This window comes from Micavibrio sp. TMED2 (genome assembly GCA_002168225.1).
In the GTDB taxonomy this organism is placed as follows: Bacteria; Pseudomonadota; Alphaproteobacteria; order TMED2; family TMED2; genus TMED2.
This window is the reverse complement of the sequence record NHBH01000009.1, coordinates 1-13,501: the sequence shown is the minus strand read 5'-3', so window position 1 is coordinate 13,501 and position 13,501 is coordinate 1. Positions and strand designations below refer to the sequence as shown.

The 13,501-nt window shown below is 54.5% G+C and carries 16 protein-coding genes, 1 pseudogene and 1 CRISPR repeat array (1 of these 18 cut by a window edge); of the genes and pseudogenes, 11 read left to right on the top strand and 6 right to left on the bottom strand.

From position 1 onward, the window contains the following. Nucleotides 1-2,112: direct repeats of the CRISPR family, unit length 36 nt; unit sequence GAGCCTCAGGCCCAAAAGCCTGAGCCCAATTGAAGC; it reaches 520 nt to the left of the window's first position. A gap of 62 nt (nt 2,113-2,174) precedes the next feature. The 7 genes and pseudogenes from CBB62_11785 (at nt 2,175) to CBB62_11755 (ending at nt 7,232) form a co-directional block, all read left to right on the top strand. Continuing rightward, entirely contained in the window at nt 2,175-2,360 is a 186-nt protein-coding gene (locus CBB62_11785) for a hypothetical protein (protein ID OUT39096.1), read from the top strand. Then, nucleotides 2,357-2,707 (top strand): annotated as a pseudogene (locus tag CBB62_11780) (hypothetical protein). The gene CBB62_11785 and the pseudogene CBB62_11780 overlap by 4 nt, the downstream one beginning before the upstream one ends. A gap of 83 nt (nt 2,708-2,790) precedes the next feature. Then, nucleotides 2,791-4,095, top strand: coding sequence for a hypothetical protein (locus CBB62_11775; protein ID OUT39095.1), 1,305 nt, complete (start codon nt 2,791-2,793; stop codon nt 4,093-4,095). Between the two features lie 89 nt (nt 4,096-4,184). Next, complete coding sequence (locus CBB62_11770; protein ID OUT39094.1) at nt 4,185-6,005, top strand: hypothetical protein; 1,821 nt, start codon at nt 4,185-4,187, stop codon at nt 6,003-6,005. A 2-nt stretch (nt 6,006-6,007) separates the two neighbouring features. Beyond that, nucleotides 6,008-6,301: a hypothetical protein gene (locus CBB62_11765; GenBank protein ID OUT39093.1), complete on the top strand. Its 294-nt coding sequence runs from the start codon at nt 6,008-6,010 to the stop codon at nt 6,299-6,301. Between the two features lie 49 nt (nt 6,302-6,350). Continuing rightward, nucleotides 6,351-6,575 carry a hypothetical protein gene (locus tag CBB62_11760; protein ID OUT39092.1) on the top strand — a complete coding sequence of 75 codons (225 nt, stop codon included), beginning with the start codon at nt 6,351-6,353 and terminating at the stop codon, nt 6,573-6,575. Between the two features lie 462 nt (nt 6,576-7,037). Next, a complete protein-coding gene (locus tag CBB62_11755; protein OUT39091.1) occupies nt 7,038-7,232 on the top strand; it encodes a hypothetical protein in 195 nt (64 codons plus the stop codon). Nucleotides 7,233-7,280: 48 nt separating this feature from the next. Here CBB62_11755 and CBB62_11750 read toward each other — a convergent pair whose 3' ends face one another. The 3 genes from CBB62_11750 to CBB62_11740 are packed head-to-tail and all read right to left on the bottom strand — an operon-like array spanning nt 7,281 to nt 8,772. Further along, on the bottom strand, nt 7,281-8,198 hold the full coding sequence (locus CBB62_11750; GenBank protein ID OUT39090.1) for a hypothetical protein: 918 nt from the start codon (nt 8,196-8,198) through the stop codon (nt 7,281-7,283). After that, entirely contained in the window at nt 8,195-8,467 is a 273-nt protein-coding gene (locus tag CBB62_11745; protein OUT39783.1) for a hypothetical protein, read from the bottom strand. Before CBB62_11745 ends, CBB62_11750 begins: the two co-directional genes overlap by 4 nt. A 50-nt stretch (nt 8,468-8,517) precedes the next feature. Further along, the gene (locus CBB62_11740) at nt 8,518-8,772 is read right to left on the bottom strand and encodes a hypothetical protein (GenBank protein ID OUT39089.1); all 255 of its coding nucleotides are present in this window, start codon (nt 8,770-8,772) and stop codon (nt 8,518-8,520) included. Between the two features lie 385 nt (nt 8,773-9,157). Here CBB62_11740 and CBB62_11735 point away from each other — a divergent pair, with 385 nt between their 5' ends. Together CBB62_11735 and CBB62_11730 are read left to right on the top strand one after the other, a co-directional pair. Continuing rightward, nucleotides 9,158-9,721, top strand: coding sequence for a DNA resolvase (locus CBB62_11735; protein ID OUT39782.1), 564 nt, complete (start codon nt 9,158-9,160; stop codon nt 9,719-9,721). A 91-nt stretch (nt 9,722-9,812) separates the two neighbouring features. Continuing rightward, the gene (locus CBB62_11730; protein OUT39088.1) at nt 9,813-10,151 is read left to right on the top strand and encodes a transcriptional regulator; all 339 of its coding nucleotides are present in this window, start codon (nt 9,813-9,815) and stop codon (nt 10,149-10,151) included. Between the two features lie 63 nt (nt 10,152-10,214). Here the strand turns inward: CBB62_11730 and CBB62_11725 are convergent, their stop codons facing one another. Both CBB62_11725 and CBB62_11720 read right to left on the bottom strand, forming a co-directional pair. After that, nucleotides 10,215-10,667 carry a hypothetical protein gene (locus CBB62_11725; protein OUT39087.1) on the bottom strand — a complete coding sequence of 151 codons (453 nt, stop codon included), beginning with the start codon at nt 10,665-10,667 and terminating at the stop codon, nt 10,215-10,217. Between the two features lie 3 nt (nt 10,668-10,670). After that, on the bottom strand, nt 10,671-10,940 hold the full coding sequence (locus CBB62_11720) for a hypothetical protein (GenBank protein OUT39086.1): 270 nt from the start codon (nt 10,938-10,940) through the stop codon (nt 10,671-10,673). A gap of 202 nt (nt 10,941-11,142) precedes the next feature. On the opposite strand from CBB62_11720, the gene CBB62_11715 reads away from it, so the two are divergent. Then, entirely contained in the window at nt 11,143-11,454 is a 312-nt protein-coding gene (locus CBB62_11715) for a transcriptional regulator (protein OUT39085.1), read from the top strand. Beyond that, a complete protein-coding gene (locus CBB62_11710) occupies nt 11,447-12,676 on the top strand; it encodes a kinase (protein ID OUT39781.1) in 1,230 nt (409 codons plus the stop codon). Before CBB62_11715 ends, CBB62_11710 begins: the two co-directional genes overlap by 8 nt. A gap of 152 nt (nt 12,677-12,828) precedes the next feature. Here the strand turns inward: CBB62_11710 and CBB62_11705 are convergent, their stop codons facing one another. Beyond that, complete coding sequence (locus CBB62_11705; GenBank protein ID OUT39084.1) at nt 12,829-13,338, bottom strand: antirestriction protein ArdA; 510 nt, start codon at nt 13,336-13,338, stop codon at nt 12,829-12,831. Nucleotides 13,339-13,501: the final 163 nt, after the last annotated feature.

Below are 13,501 nucleotides of genomic sequence, written 5' to 3'. Positions count from 1 at the left end.
AGCCTCAGGCCCAAAAGCCTGAGCCCAATTGAAGCCATGTGGCAGCGCAGATGGAGATGGTGCGGGCCGTGCGAGCCTCAGGCCCAAAAGCCTGAGCCCAATTGAAGCTTAGGTGTTATGGGCAAACAAGCTCACGAACAGCCTCATGAGCCTCAGGCCCAAAAGCCTGAGCCCAATTGAAGCATAACAGAAAGACACCAACCACAATGCTAAGCCTCATGAGCCTCAGGCCCAAAAGCCTGAGCCCAATTGAAGCCTTTCTGATCCTTTTTAAGGGAGGTTATTATGTAGTATCGAGCCTCAGGCCCAAAAGCCTGAGCCCAATTGAAGCTGCAGCCGCTTCCAGATATTCGTGTCTCTCCTTTGTCGGCGAGCCTCAGGCCCAAAAGCCTGAGCCCAATTGAAGCTACGAAGCCTGCAATGGCAAGCTCATGTGGAAACGCCCCGAGCCTCAGGCCCAAAAGCCTGAGCCCAATTGAAGCCGTGTTAACTTCTCGATCTCCTGTTGAGAAGCACCAAGGAGCCTCAGGCCCAAAAGCCTGAGCCCAATTGAAGCAAGTTGTCTTCACAATATCCAGCATAAGTCGCATTGGCAGAGCCTCAGGCCCAAAAGCCTGAGCCCAATTGAAGCTGCGACACACCGGCAGTTTATCACCTCGCTAGCCGAGAGCCTCAGGCCCAAAAGCCTGAGCCCAATTGAAGCGCTGGCTGCATCATCAGTGCTTGGCAACAAGCGTGCAGGGAGCCTCAGGCCCAAAAGCCTGAGCCCAATTGAAGCGGCGCGAACGATGCCAGAGCCAAATGCCTGTGATAGCGAGCCTCAGGCCCAAAAGCCTGAGCCCAATTGAAGCTGTGTCATCCGGCCAGTGCCGTGGCTGTGTGGAGCGCCGGAGCCTCAGGCCCAAAAGCCTGAGCCCAATTGAAGCCGTGATGTATGTGGATCGGTAAGGATCAGGATGGCGGCGAGCCTCAGGCCCAAAAGCCTGAGCCCAATTGAAGCGATGCAATAAGGTCGCCGCCACTGTCGCATAGCATAGAGCCTCAGGCCCAAAAGCCTGAGCCCAATTGAAGCCACTCATCGGTTCAACCAAGCCTTGCTAGGACGGCCACGAGCCTCAGGCCCAAAAGCCTGAGCCCAATTGAAGCTCGGATCATGAAATTTGGTGGACTGGCCGCTGGGCGTGCGGGAGCCTCAGGCCCAAAAGCCTGAGCCCAATTGAAGCTGTCCATGCTTGCGATAATGCTCGACGGCATTGCCGATGAGCCTCAGGCCCAAAAGCCTGAGCCCAATTGAAGCGCGGAATAAATGGAAAATACAGCCATTTTGTGCAAAGAGCCTCAGGCCCAAAAGCCTGAGCCCAATTGAAGCCACTGATGGCAAGCCTAGTGCATTATCCGTGCAGGACCGAGCCTCAGGCCCAAAAGCCTGAGCCCAATTGAAGCGAGTTGATGAACCAGCACGATACGGTGATCCCGTTCCTGGCGGAGCCTCAGGCCCAAAAGCCTGAGCCCAATTGAAGCGCACGGTAAAATTGCCCTATGTGATCCCAAGCGACGCCGAGCCTCAGGCCCAAAAGCCTGAGCCCAATTGAAGCAAAGCCATGGACACCGACACCCGCCGCCGCGTTGAGCAAGAGCCTCAGGCCCAAAAGCCTGAGCCCAATTGAAGCATAATCACATCTCCTGTTGTTCTGGCTGCGTGTCCCAGGAGCCTCAGGCCCAAAAACCTGAGCCCAATTGAAGCGATGTTGTCTATCAGGGTGACCAGGCGCGGGTGCGCAGAGCCTCAGGCCCAAAAGCCTGAGCCCAATTGAAGCCCCGGTGTCCGGGCGGTGCAATGGGATCGTGAAGCCGGGGAGCCTCAGGCCCAAAAGCCTGAGCCCAATTGAAGCTCCAGTGACGCCAGCCGCGCGGACAGTGAAAGCCCCAGAGCCTCAGGCCCAAAAGCCTGAGCCCAATTGAAGCGCTGGGTTGATGAGGCCGAGACGGTCAGCGAAAAGGCAGAGCCTCAGGCCCAAAAGCCTGAGCCTAATTGAAGCTGCACATCGACGCCAGCCGTCAAAAACAGCACGCCGAGAGCCTCAGGCTGAAAAGTCTCAGCCCGAATTACAATCCGATCCAGTAACCTTGGTGAAACCAGATTGCGGAGAAACTCAAGTGCACCAATTGAAATAATGGCGCGCTTGGAGGCGAATGCTTCGAACCGCGTTTTCGAAATCCTAGCCGATTGGAGCGTTGAATTAGAAGCACTTTCAAAGTCAGAAGACGACTTTGACGATGATGATATCGAAGATGACGACCCCGACGATCTGACGCGCCGCAGCAAACGGCCCTCTCCCAAAATGGGAGGTCCGTCATGAGCAAGCGCGAACCACCATTCTCTCTCCGCCTAACCTTTGAAGAAAAACAACGCCTGATCCGGGATGCTGGCGGACAATCGCTTTCTGCCTATGTGAAGGACCGGCTGTTCGGCGATGATGTGCCACGCAAGCGGCGGCGCAAGTCACCGGTTCAGGATACGGTGCTGCTGGGTAAACTGCTGGCCCAGCTCGGCGCATCCCGATTGAAGGCCAATCTGGATCATCTGGCGCAAGCGGCTGATAGCGGCATTTTGCATCTGATGCCCGATACCGAGCGGCAAATCACCCGTGCCTGTGATGATGTGACGGCCATGCGGCTCATGCTGTTGCAGGCTTTGGGGCACCGCATACCGGATAATGCAGCCCAGCCATCGCAAAGCCTGTCGCAGACCTTTGCCGGGGAAGCTAGCAATAGCCTGAGGCTCACACCATGATCCTCAAAGGCTCCCAACGGGGCGGTGCCCGAAACCTCGCGTCTCATCTTCTGAAACAGGAGAATGAGCATATTGATCTGGTCGAGCTGCGCGGCTTTATCGCCAATGACCTGACCGGGGCATTTGATGAGGCTCGCGCCATTGCCCAGGGCACGCAGTGCAGGCAATTCCTGTTCTCGCTTAGCCTCAGCCCGCCAGAAGATCAAATCGTTCCAGCAGAAGGCTTTCAAGAAGCCACAAACGCTATTGAAAAGCGCCTCGGCCTTGAGGGGCAACCGCGCGCCATTGTCATCCATGAGAAGGAAGGCCGTCGCCATGCCCATGCGGTTTGGTCGCGCATTGATGCCGAGACCATGACGGCAAGGCCGCTGCCCTTCTTCAAGAACCGTTTGCAGGAAGCCGCGCGCGAGCTGTATCTGGAGCATGGCTGGCAGATACCCGATGGTCTGCGCGATCCGGCCTTGCGCAACCCTGACAGCTTCACCCGCGCCGAATGGCAGCAAGCCAGACGCAATGATCGTGACCCCAGAGAAATCAAGCAGCTATTCCGACAATGCTGGGAGCAAGCCGATGGCGGTAAGGCGTTTGAGGCGGCGCTACGGGATAGTGGCTTTGTCGTGGCGCGGGGTGATCGGCGTGGCTATGTCGCGGTCGATCATGACGGCGAGATTTATTCCCTGTCTCGCTGGTCCGGGCAGAAGACCAAGGCGCTCAAGGAGCGGATAGGCAATCCAGACAACCTGCCAAGCGTCGATGAGGCCAAGCATGAGATCATCGCGGCGATGACACCGCGCCTTAACCGTTACCGACAAGAGCTAAAGCAAGAGCATCAGGAAGAGCGCTCGGTATGGCGGGCTAAGGCCGATGAGATGGCCCAACGGCAACGGCGCGAGCGGGAACGACAAAAACGAGCCCATGAGGCACGAGAACGCAAAGCGCGGCAGGCCCGCGCCCAGCATATTCGCAAGGGGCTAAGCGGCCTGTGGGACCGCGTCACCGGCAAAGCCGCCCGTCTGCAAAAGCAGCATGAGTTTGCGGCCTGGCAGGCTCTCAAGCGCGACCGGGCGGAACGTGATGAGCTGATCTGGGATCAGATGCANGAGCGGCAATATCTGCAACGCGATGTTAAAACCCTGCGTAAGCGTCATCGCCGTGAACGCGAACAACTCGGTCGTGAAATTGGCCGTGCGCTGCGCTTTGATCGCGAACCACGTCAAGAGCGATTACGTAACGAACGCGAGGCTTTAGAGCGGCAACATGAGCTCAAACGAGGTCGATCAGGACCGGATCGAGGCCGGTAATCCCCACAATATAATACAATCGTATGCGTGCCTATGATGGACTCCAGTGCGGTTTGCGCTGACCATCTCATCGGGTTGGATATCAGGCTATGGGGGAAGTCATGGCAGTCAAAGAGCGCATCTCAGAATTCACACAAACCTACCGAAAGCCACTGATCCTGTATGCCATCAGCTTCGTGCTGATTTATGCGGCTTTGCATGTGCAATTCGAGGCTTGGGGCCAACTTAACTTCTTGGTCTGGTCGCAACTAGGGCTGAACATTGCGGTCGGGGTATTGGCGTTTATGGGCGCTTTTCTGCCATTCGTCTTCTTCAAGCGCTTCTGGCCATACATAGTGCTAATCGGTGCAATCATCTATACCGCGATGGTGATCTATCCGATGGCTGGTTACACCATGGCGGTCGTCACGGGCATCCTCGCAGGCGTGCTTGGCGCTGCCTATGCGATGTACAAGCTCTGGCCCGCCATTGAAGGGTTGATGCCAACAACCTTTGGCTCATCCCGCTGGGCCAAGAAGGCTGATCTTGAAGCCAAAGATCTTCTGTCATCGGAAGGCATAAAGCTTGGGTCATGGAATGATCCAAAAGATGATTATGCCACGCATAAGCTCGCCTATAGCGGNCCNCGNCATNTNCTNACNGTNGCNCCNACCCGTGCNGGNAANGGNGTNAGCGCCATCATCCCNAANTTGCTNACNTATCCNGGNTCNGCNCTNGTCATNGATCCNAANGGTGAGAACGCCCTGATTACCGCCAAAGCCCGTAAAGCCATGGGCCAGGAAGTGATGATCGTCGATCCTTGGGGCATCACTGATAAGGCCTTGGACATGCCCAAAGCCCGCTTCAATCCAATGGATTGGCTGGTTGAGGGTGATCCGGACCTATCAGAAAACGCGATGCTTTTGGCGGATGCTCTTGTGATGCCCAATGAGCGGGGTGATCCGTATTGGGATAATGAGGCCCGCGCCTTGATTTATGGGCTGCTGATGCACCTCGCCACCGAACAAGAGGAGGTTGGAAACCGCAACCTCGGGCGTCTACGCGAAATNCTCACACTGCCACCGCGNGACAGGAATAATCCACGCGAAACGAATGAGGATGATTTTGATGAGGTCTTGGCGAACATGGTGAGCAATGTTCACAACAAGCAAGTCCAATCAGCGGCGCATCGTATCAAGCAGAAAGCCGATAAAGAGCGCTCAGGCGTCTTCTCAACCGCCCAGTCGCACACGCATTTCTTGGAAAGCCCACGCATCATTGATGCGCTTTCAAAGACCGACTTCAGCTTCGATGCGATGAAGAATGGTCATTTAACCATCTATCTCATTTTACCGGCAGATCGTTTGAACACTTTTGGCCGGTGGTTACGCCTGATGATCCAGCAAGCCATCACGCAGACCGCTCGGAACATCACGACGCAACCCAAATACCCTGTTTTGTTCCTGCTGGATGAAATGCCCGCCCTTGGCCATCTCAAGATGGTCGAGCAAGCCTATGGCTTAATGGCTGGATTCGGGATGCAGTTGTGGGGAATTACCCAGGACCTATCCCAGCTCAAGCGCATCTATGGCGATGGCTGGGAAACATTCGTCAGTAATTCTGGCGTGCTGCAATATTTTGGCAGCCGGGATCAGATGACGGCTGAGTACTTCTCTAAGCTCTGCGGCGTCACCACCGTTTGGAATGTCAGCACGGCTATCTCCACGGTTTTTGGTGGCAATAACTCGAATAGCGAGACCAAGGCTCAAGGCCAACGCTCATTGGCCTTTGCTGATGAGCTCATGACCCTACGCAGCGATCAACAAATCCTGCTGGTTGAAAACGCTTACCCCATCAAAGGCATCAAAACGCCATGGTTCAATGACCCTGCATTGAAAGCCAAGGGCGTCAATCTGCATGAGGAGAAATGATAATGGTTAATCCCGCTGATTATGAAGAACCCGGCAAAGGCCGCGCAGCCAAAGAGTTCAAAGCCGTGAAGGACAAATCGCGTGACCCGAATGATTACAGTTATCCCGAAAAGTTTCGAAACAATGCTCCACAACTTGTGCTGAAGCCAGGCGGGTCTCTTCAACGGATCGTCGATGAACAAGTAGAGCTAGAGCAAACAGCGATTGCACTAAAACAAGAGATGGAGGAAAAACTTGAAAAAGAACATCAAGATAAAGTAAACTCAAATAATAATGATAAAGACAATGAGCGATAAAAAATACCCATTACCTGAAGAAGGCAATCGAGAAGCGTGGTGGAAAGAGATGGACACCAATGTGATCCGTCACCCTGACGGTCGTGAATTTTTGGTCACCATGACCAATTGGCATTGGGAATCGCTCAATTGGATGCTCACCCTCCCGAAATCAAAAATACACATCATGCTCGATGCGGTTGAAGCCGATACCGAGATGGACTGCACCTTTGATGAGAAAGTGATGACCTATATCCATCTTTATGTTCACCGATGGATGGAAAAAGTCGGCTAGAAGTCGTTCTGACTAAGAGAAGACTTGGCTGTATCGGAACACTCACGTGATCTCACAGGCACCAAATCTGTCAAACGCAGACTATTATGTTCACCTCTATAATTCTTAAATGGGAACAGCTGATTTTTTCCATGCGGCATGTCCGCTTCTAAAAGCCTTTTAAATTCAATTGCATCAATAGCTTACATATTATTATGCGCCCGTGATGTCCGCTTTAATGTCCGGATGACACATCATGCCCCCCCCCCCTCCATTCACCCACAGGCCATCAGGTCTTGAGCCAGTCACTAAAATCGCACGGGGGATAGCCCCTTGATCAGACAAGGGATAGTCGCACACAAGAGCGCCTCCCTGCTTCTCTGACGTTACGCCCCTGTGGGTGTCTGTGGGCCTGATCCCATGCGTCTCCGCTTCCTATCAAGACCTGGATTGGCCGGGTCTTACAGGACAAAGGAGAACCGCATGATTTGCTTTATCACCATCCATGAATTGCAGACCAAAAGCCTGCACGAGCTTTGGCATTTGCATCAACGCTATAGCCGATTGCTCATGGGCACAGCCCATGGCAGCGCTCAGCGCCGCAATATTCTGGCGACGTTGGAGAATATCGAAACCGTGCTGCACGCCCATTGGCAATTGCCGCATTTCGATCCCTAAATGCCAATCACCCCGGCCTAAGCCGGGGTGATTTGTTCTGCCTTACGATCACAATTTGGGTGCAACAGACGGCGTGGCGGCTTGCCGCTTTTCTGTTTCTTCTTTACGCAACCTCACATCTTGGATTGTAGCGTTGGCCTCAAGTTTAAAGTCACGCAAGACCGTTCCGTATTGCTGGAGACGGCCTTTATGAGAGAAGTTGCGCGCAAAATGGTAGATCAAGACACCATCACACCAGCCCTCGTCGATATGGGTCAGCGCTCTTTCAGCTATCCTTTCCACTGGGCCTGACCGTGCGGTCCAGTCAACATGCGGATGCCAGCAGGGTACATTCGTGATTTGGCCATCCTTAATGGGATAGATCAGTGAGTTGAATCGCAAATCTTGCCGTGAACCGAAGATTTGGGCCTTGCTGTCATCATCCACCGGGCTTTCACCATGGCGTTCGATCACCGCCCCGATAAAATCGCCTTCCGTGGGCATTCGATCCGTCAGGCGATAATCGATCGTCACCTTCCTATCAAGTTTACTGATAAGGCTGCCTGCGTGCCAAGGGGTGACGCGGATTTCCATGGTGTCGCGGACATCCATAATGTTGCCGCTGTTGATAGATTGATCAGCATAGTCTTCACGCACCTTCACATTCTGGCTGTCAGTCCAGTTTATGACCTTTAAGCGCGCTGTCGGGAATGCCGACAACACGGCTCGGTCAATCCGTTGATCCACCTGAATGCCGTTTACCTCCAGCTCCATCCCGGCAAAGGATGAGTGGGCAAAATCAGGCAAAGCAATACCATCCAGATCAAGCGGCGCTTTGGACGGCTTGCTCTCCGCCGCAGAACCGGGGAACGGCTTGATCCCAAAGCCCCGGATCACTGGCTTGTCGGCCTTGGCCGGGATTGCATGGAGAGTGCCGCCCCCAAGGACAGACAGGCACATCGCCAGTGCCACCCTTATGCTTGTCATGACGCACCCGCCTTGGCGCGTTGGTCGGCCTCCCGTGAAGCGGCCATCAGGATGTTAACCAGATCGACGACCCACCAGATACCGACGCCGATCAGAATGAAAATGCCGATCACGATGAATGCTGTGAGCCATCCAACGATGGTCAATATCGCCATGGCAACGGCACTCTTGTACTTGCCGAGATAGAAGCGATGCGCTCCCAGATAGCCAAGGAAGAACCAGAGAAGCAGTGTGATCAACAAGGACCGACCGTTAAGACCAGCTTGCATTACCTTGGTCAGTTCACTGACGGTCAAATTGGGTTGCTGTTCGGACATGATCAGGCCCCGCATTGACGTTTTTCGATCTGGTCCATGACCATATCGGCGGCCTTGTTCAAGCCCCGCTGCTGGCTATAGCTGAGGCCCGTTGTGGCAGAGGTTGATTTGCCGGTGAGATCGGAGACAACGGACAGAATGTCGGAAACCATGCCGCTATCTTCCTGGAAAGCGGCCTGCATTTTCAGCAGTTCCTCACAGGACATGCTGTCCAGTTCGGCTTCCGATAGTTGCTGGCCGTTCTGACTGGCCTCCATTGTGGCGCATCCGGTAACAGTTAAAATAGCCGCAGATAGCATCACGGCACGCAGTGGAAAAGACATGAACAAGACTCCTTGAAATACGAATCATGCCAACTCCAACCACCACGGAAGAACAAAGATAGACACCCCTTAGAAACCGTAATAACAAAAGGGGTCCCTTTTGTTATTATTTGCATAAACACTGTTTTGTGCCTGTTTTTACCTTGATCTTGCCGATTGTTGTCTCCAGAATCCTTGCTTGAAGCCATTTTCATCCACCATTCATAAGGGACCCCTTTTGACCGGTCCCTCAAACGGCCCATAATTGCCGTTAAGATATTGTTGTGGATAGGCTTTCTGGCACCTTGCCTTGGGCGAGATCGCTGCTGACACTCATCTCATGAAAATTGGCTATGTCCGGGTTTCGGACCACGATCAGACAGAAAACCTGCAACTTGATGCGCTCAAACAGGCGGGCTGCGATGTGATCTACAGCGATCACGGGGTCAGCGGATCGATTACCGAGCGCAAGGGATTGAATGACGTTCTGAGCCTGCTGCAGGATGGCGATACGTTGCTTGTCTGGAAGATTGACCGGTTGGGCCGGTCAACGGCGCATCTGCTGTTGCTGCTGGATGATCTGAGGCAACGCGGCGTGGATTTTGTGGCCGTCACCCAGGGCATCGACACCACCACGGCCATAGGCCGAATGATCTTTGCCCAGCTCGCGGTATTTGCCGAGTTCGAGCGCGAACAAATCCGCGAGCGTACCAAGGCAGGCATGGCCGCCGCCAAGGCCAGAGGCATTCACATCGGCCGCCCGCGCAAACTGACCGATCAGCAAATCGCCTATGCCAGGGCGCTCATCGCCGCCAAAGAAAGCACCATCACCGCCATGGCAAAGAAGTATGGTGTCGCTCCGCAAACCCTCTCGCGGTGGGTGTGCTTGCCAGACAAAATATAGGCTGAAAGTTATATAGCTCCTGTGCTATATTAAACTATGAGGTGAGATACTTATTTGACGAGCATCTGGCCAAGCAGGAAAGGACGAAGCGATGACAACGACATTGAATGAGAAACTGAACAAGCTGCCGAAAGCACGCCGTGAGCGCATCATGGCCGAAGCTGACCGTTTGCACGCTGAGTACCTGACCTTGCAGGAAATTCGGAAAGCAAAAGAGCTGACCCAGACACAGCTTGCGGAGATGTTGGGCATTCGCCAGGCGACTGTGGCTCAAATGGAAAAGCGTAGCGATCTGATGCTATCCACTTTACGCAGCTATATTGAGGCCATGGGCGGCAAGCTCAACCTGATGGTTGAGTTTCCAGATCGCCCTCCGGTTAGCCTCGATGGCCTTAGCAACCCTGATAAGCCATCCCACACGCATCGTTGATACCTCACGGGATGTGAGTCATGTGATCGCTATGTGGGAATGTTGGCTAGACGCTCATAGCGTCTAGCGCTCCCATTCATTATCATGACTGCGCCGCGTCACTGATAAACTTCTTCCCTTCGACGCAAAACGCACCTGTTGCAGTGCCTTGCGATTGAGCTGGGCTGGCATCTCGCCGTAAGTCCATTCACCATCCCTTACTGGTGTCACACCAAAAGGCAGACGATCATCCGGCCATATCACTTGGTTAATCTGATCTGTCTTGATCCAGGACGTTTTCTCATCAAGTCCCAGATGCGCGCAAACGCGCGGTGGGATCTCTACAGATTGGACAGGGTTACTTGGGGGCGAATGAGTAATCGGGCAAAGAAGCACCGTATGGCTGTTATCGGCCTCGTTGCGCCTTGCGACCACAATAGTGCATGGGCGGTCTTTGCCGTGCTCGAGACCTTTCGCGGCATCATCCCGCCAGAGGAAGTCATATCGAATCACCAGGCCGACTTTGGGATCAAACATGCCTTAGTCTAGGAGGTGATCCAGATAGGGCGTTTCTGCGCCTTGATAGCCTTTGGTCAACTCATCCTTCATCGTATCATCAAGCTCATGGGGATAGAGCGCCTGACGAGTATCCAGAGCTTCAAGTTCCCGATAGCGCTTTGCTGGGACAAGCACATAGCGCTCCCGCCCGTGATTGGTGATGACGACCGGCTCGGTCATCGCCACGTCGCTATATTTGCCAAAATTGCGCTGGAATTCGCTTGCTGTAATTTCAGTCATATTGCTCTCCATTGTCTAAATACAGAATATCATAAAAATACGTATTTTGCAAATTTTCACACTGGGCAGCCCTCTAAGACCCACAAAATTCGATCTGTTAAAGCAGATCATGGTTGTTCTTGATCTGTATAAGCAGATCATTTCTTGAAATTTCCGTAGCAATTTGATATGCTAAAGCATATTGGAATTAGACATGATGCAAAAAAATATATCAATGAGCTACGCCACCGAGCATATCGCCAGCCTGTTGCGCGCCGCGCGCGAGGCGAAGGGGCTGAACCAGCGGGAGCTGAGCGCCCGATCAGGCCTGCCGCAAAGCCATATCTCGAAAATCGAGAATGGCGCGGTCGATCTCCGGCTTTCCAGCCTGATCGAGCTGGCCCGCATCCTTGATCTGGAATTGACCCTGGTGCCACGTAAGGCGTTGCCCGCAGTTCAGGCGATCATGCGCAGTGCTGGGGGGACTGGCCAAGACGATGAGGCCATACGGCCCGCCTATAGCCTGGACGAGGATGATCATGACTGATGTTTCCGTCCTTGATGTCCTGCTGTATGACCGCCCCATCGGCACCCTGACGCGGGTTGGCGGGGACAGGGTTCTGTTTGCCTTCAACGATGCCTATATCGTCGATCAGAACCGGCCAACGCTGGGGCTGGGCTTCAAGGATCAGTTCGGCGAGCTGATTACCGAATTCAGACCGACGCAAACGCGGGTTACGCCCTTCTTCGCCAATCTGCTGCCCGAAGGGCATATGCGCGATTATCTGGCCGCGCGCGCCGGGATCAACCCTGCCCGTGAGTTTTTCCTGCTATGGGTTTTGGGACGCGATCTGCCGGGTGCCATCACAATCCGGCCCGCCGGTGGTGAAGCCTGGCCGGACGGGGCCAATGATCCGGATCATGATGGCGATGATCGGCGCGAGAATGCCTTGCGCTTCTCGCTTGCCGGGGTGCAGCTCAAATTCTCGGCTGTGCATGAGGCGCGCGGCGGCCTGACCATTCCGGCCAAGGGGGTTGGTGGGTCGTGGATCGTCAAGCTGCCATCCCGCGAGTTTGCGGGCGTGCCCGAGAATGAATTCTCGATGATGACGCTGGCCCGGCTCATCGGCATCAATGTGCCGCAGATCCAACTGGTCGATCTGGCGGCGATCCGTAATCTGCCCGAAGGCATCGGCGCGCTGTCTGGGCAGGCACTCGCTATCGAACGCTTTGACCGACTGCCGGATGGACAGGCCGTGCATATCGAGGATTTTGCCCAGGTCTTCGGCGTCTATCCGCAGGAGAAATATCAGAAGGCTAGTGCGCGCAATATCGCCACCGTCCTTGGCGTGGAAGGCGATGAGGCCGACATTGCCGAGTTCATCCGCCGCCTGACCTTCAACATGCTGATCGGCAATGCCGATATGCACCTGAAAAACTGGTCGCTGATCTATCCGGACCGGCGGCGGGCAGCACTGGCGCCTGCCTATGATTTCGTATCGACTGTGCCCTATATCCCGGACCGCAATGCGGCGCTGAATGTCAGCCGCACCAAGCGGTTCGATGAGTTTTCCGAGGATGAGCTGTCCCACCTTGCGGCCAAGGCCCGTCTACCGGAAAAGCTGCTGCTGGATAGCGCGCGGGAAGCGGTTGAGCGCTTCCATGAGGTATGGAGCCGGGAGAAAACCAATCTGCCGCTGAGTGCGAAGATCGTTGAGGTCATCGACCGGCAGTTGCAGATCGTGCCGATTGCCGGGGCGAGAGCCTAGGACCGCGCCCGATCACAAGCCATGTGCTTGCATATATATAGATTATCAAAATGGCCTGGCCTGAATATCTATAGATATTCAGTCGGGAGGGATTGGGCTTCCCCCGTATGCCGTTTATGATCTTAAAATCATAAAGCGCAGAAACCAGCGGATTACGGGCAGTGATAGGCCCACCGCTCCCCGGCGATCTCGATCATGGTGTAATCAAAGGCCAGATCGCGGGCCATGGCGGCATAGTCGATATAGAAACTCAGATGCTCGGGGATGTCCCCATAGAAGCCCTCATCGACAAACTGCATGGCCAGCTCGGCCAACGTGTCGACCTCGTACAAGGTCACGTCATAATCCGATGGCTCAACCGTCGCAGGATCGAAGCTGTAGCCGCATTCGCCAACGGCAATGATGAAGCTCCGCTTTTCGTCATCGTCCCACTCGTCCGTCGCGTCCATGAAGCGCAGGATATTTGCCTGATTCAGGCCCCAGGCTTTGGCAAAGGCGCAGTCCATCGCATCGCCATCAATGAACTGGATTTCAAATTCCTCGACCGGCTGGCCATAGTCGTTGCGGATCGTGCCGATCTTCGCCAAATAGCTTTCCTCGCTGTCGAAATAGAAGCCACTGGCTGAGATGTCATAGGGTTGGGCATAGAAGGTTGTTGTCATGTGCTTTGCTCCTCTTTGGTTAGGTTTGGGTTGCTCATGCAACCTTGGCCTTCGCCGAGAAGCAGGTGTGCAAACGGCACGAGAAATCGACGGCGGGCGCAGGGCTACGCCCCGAGCCTCGGGAGACCGTCTATTTCTGCGTGAAGTGCGCTGAGGGCGGCAG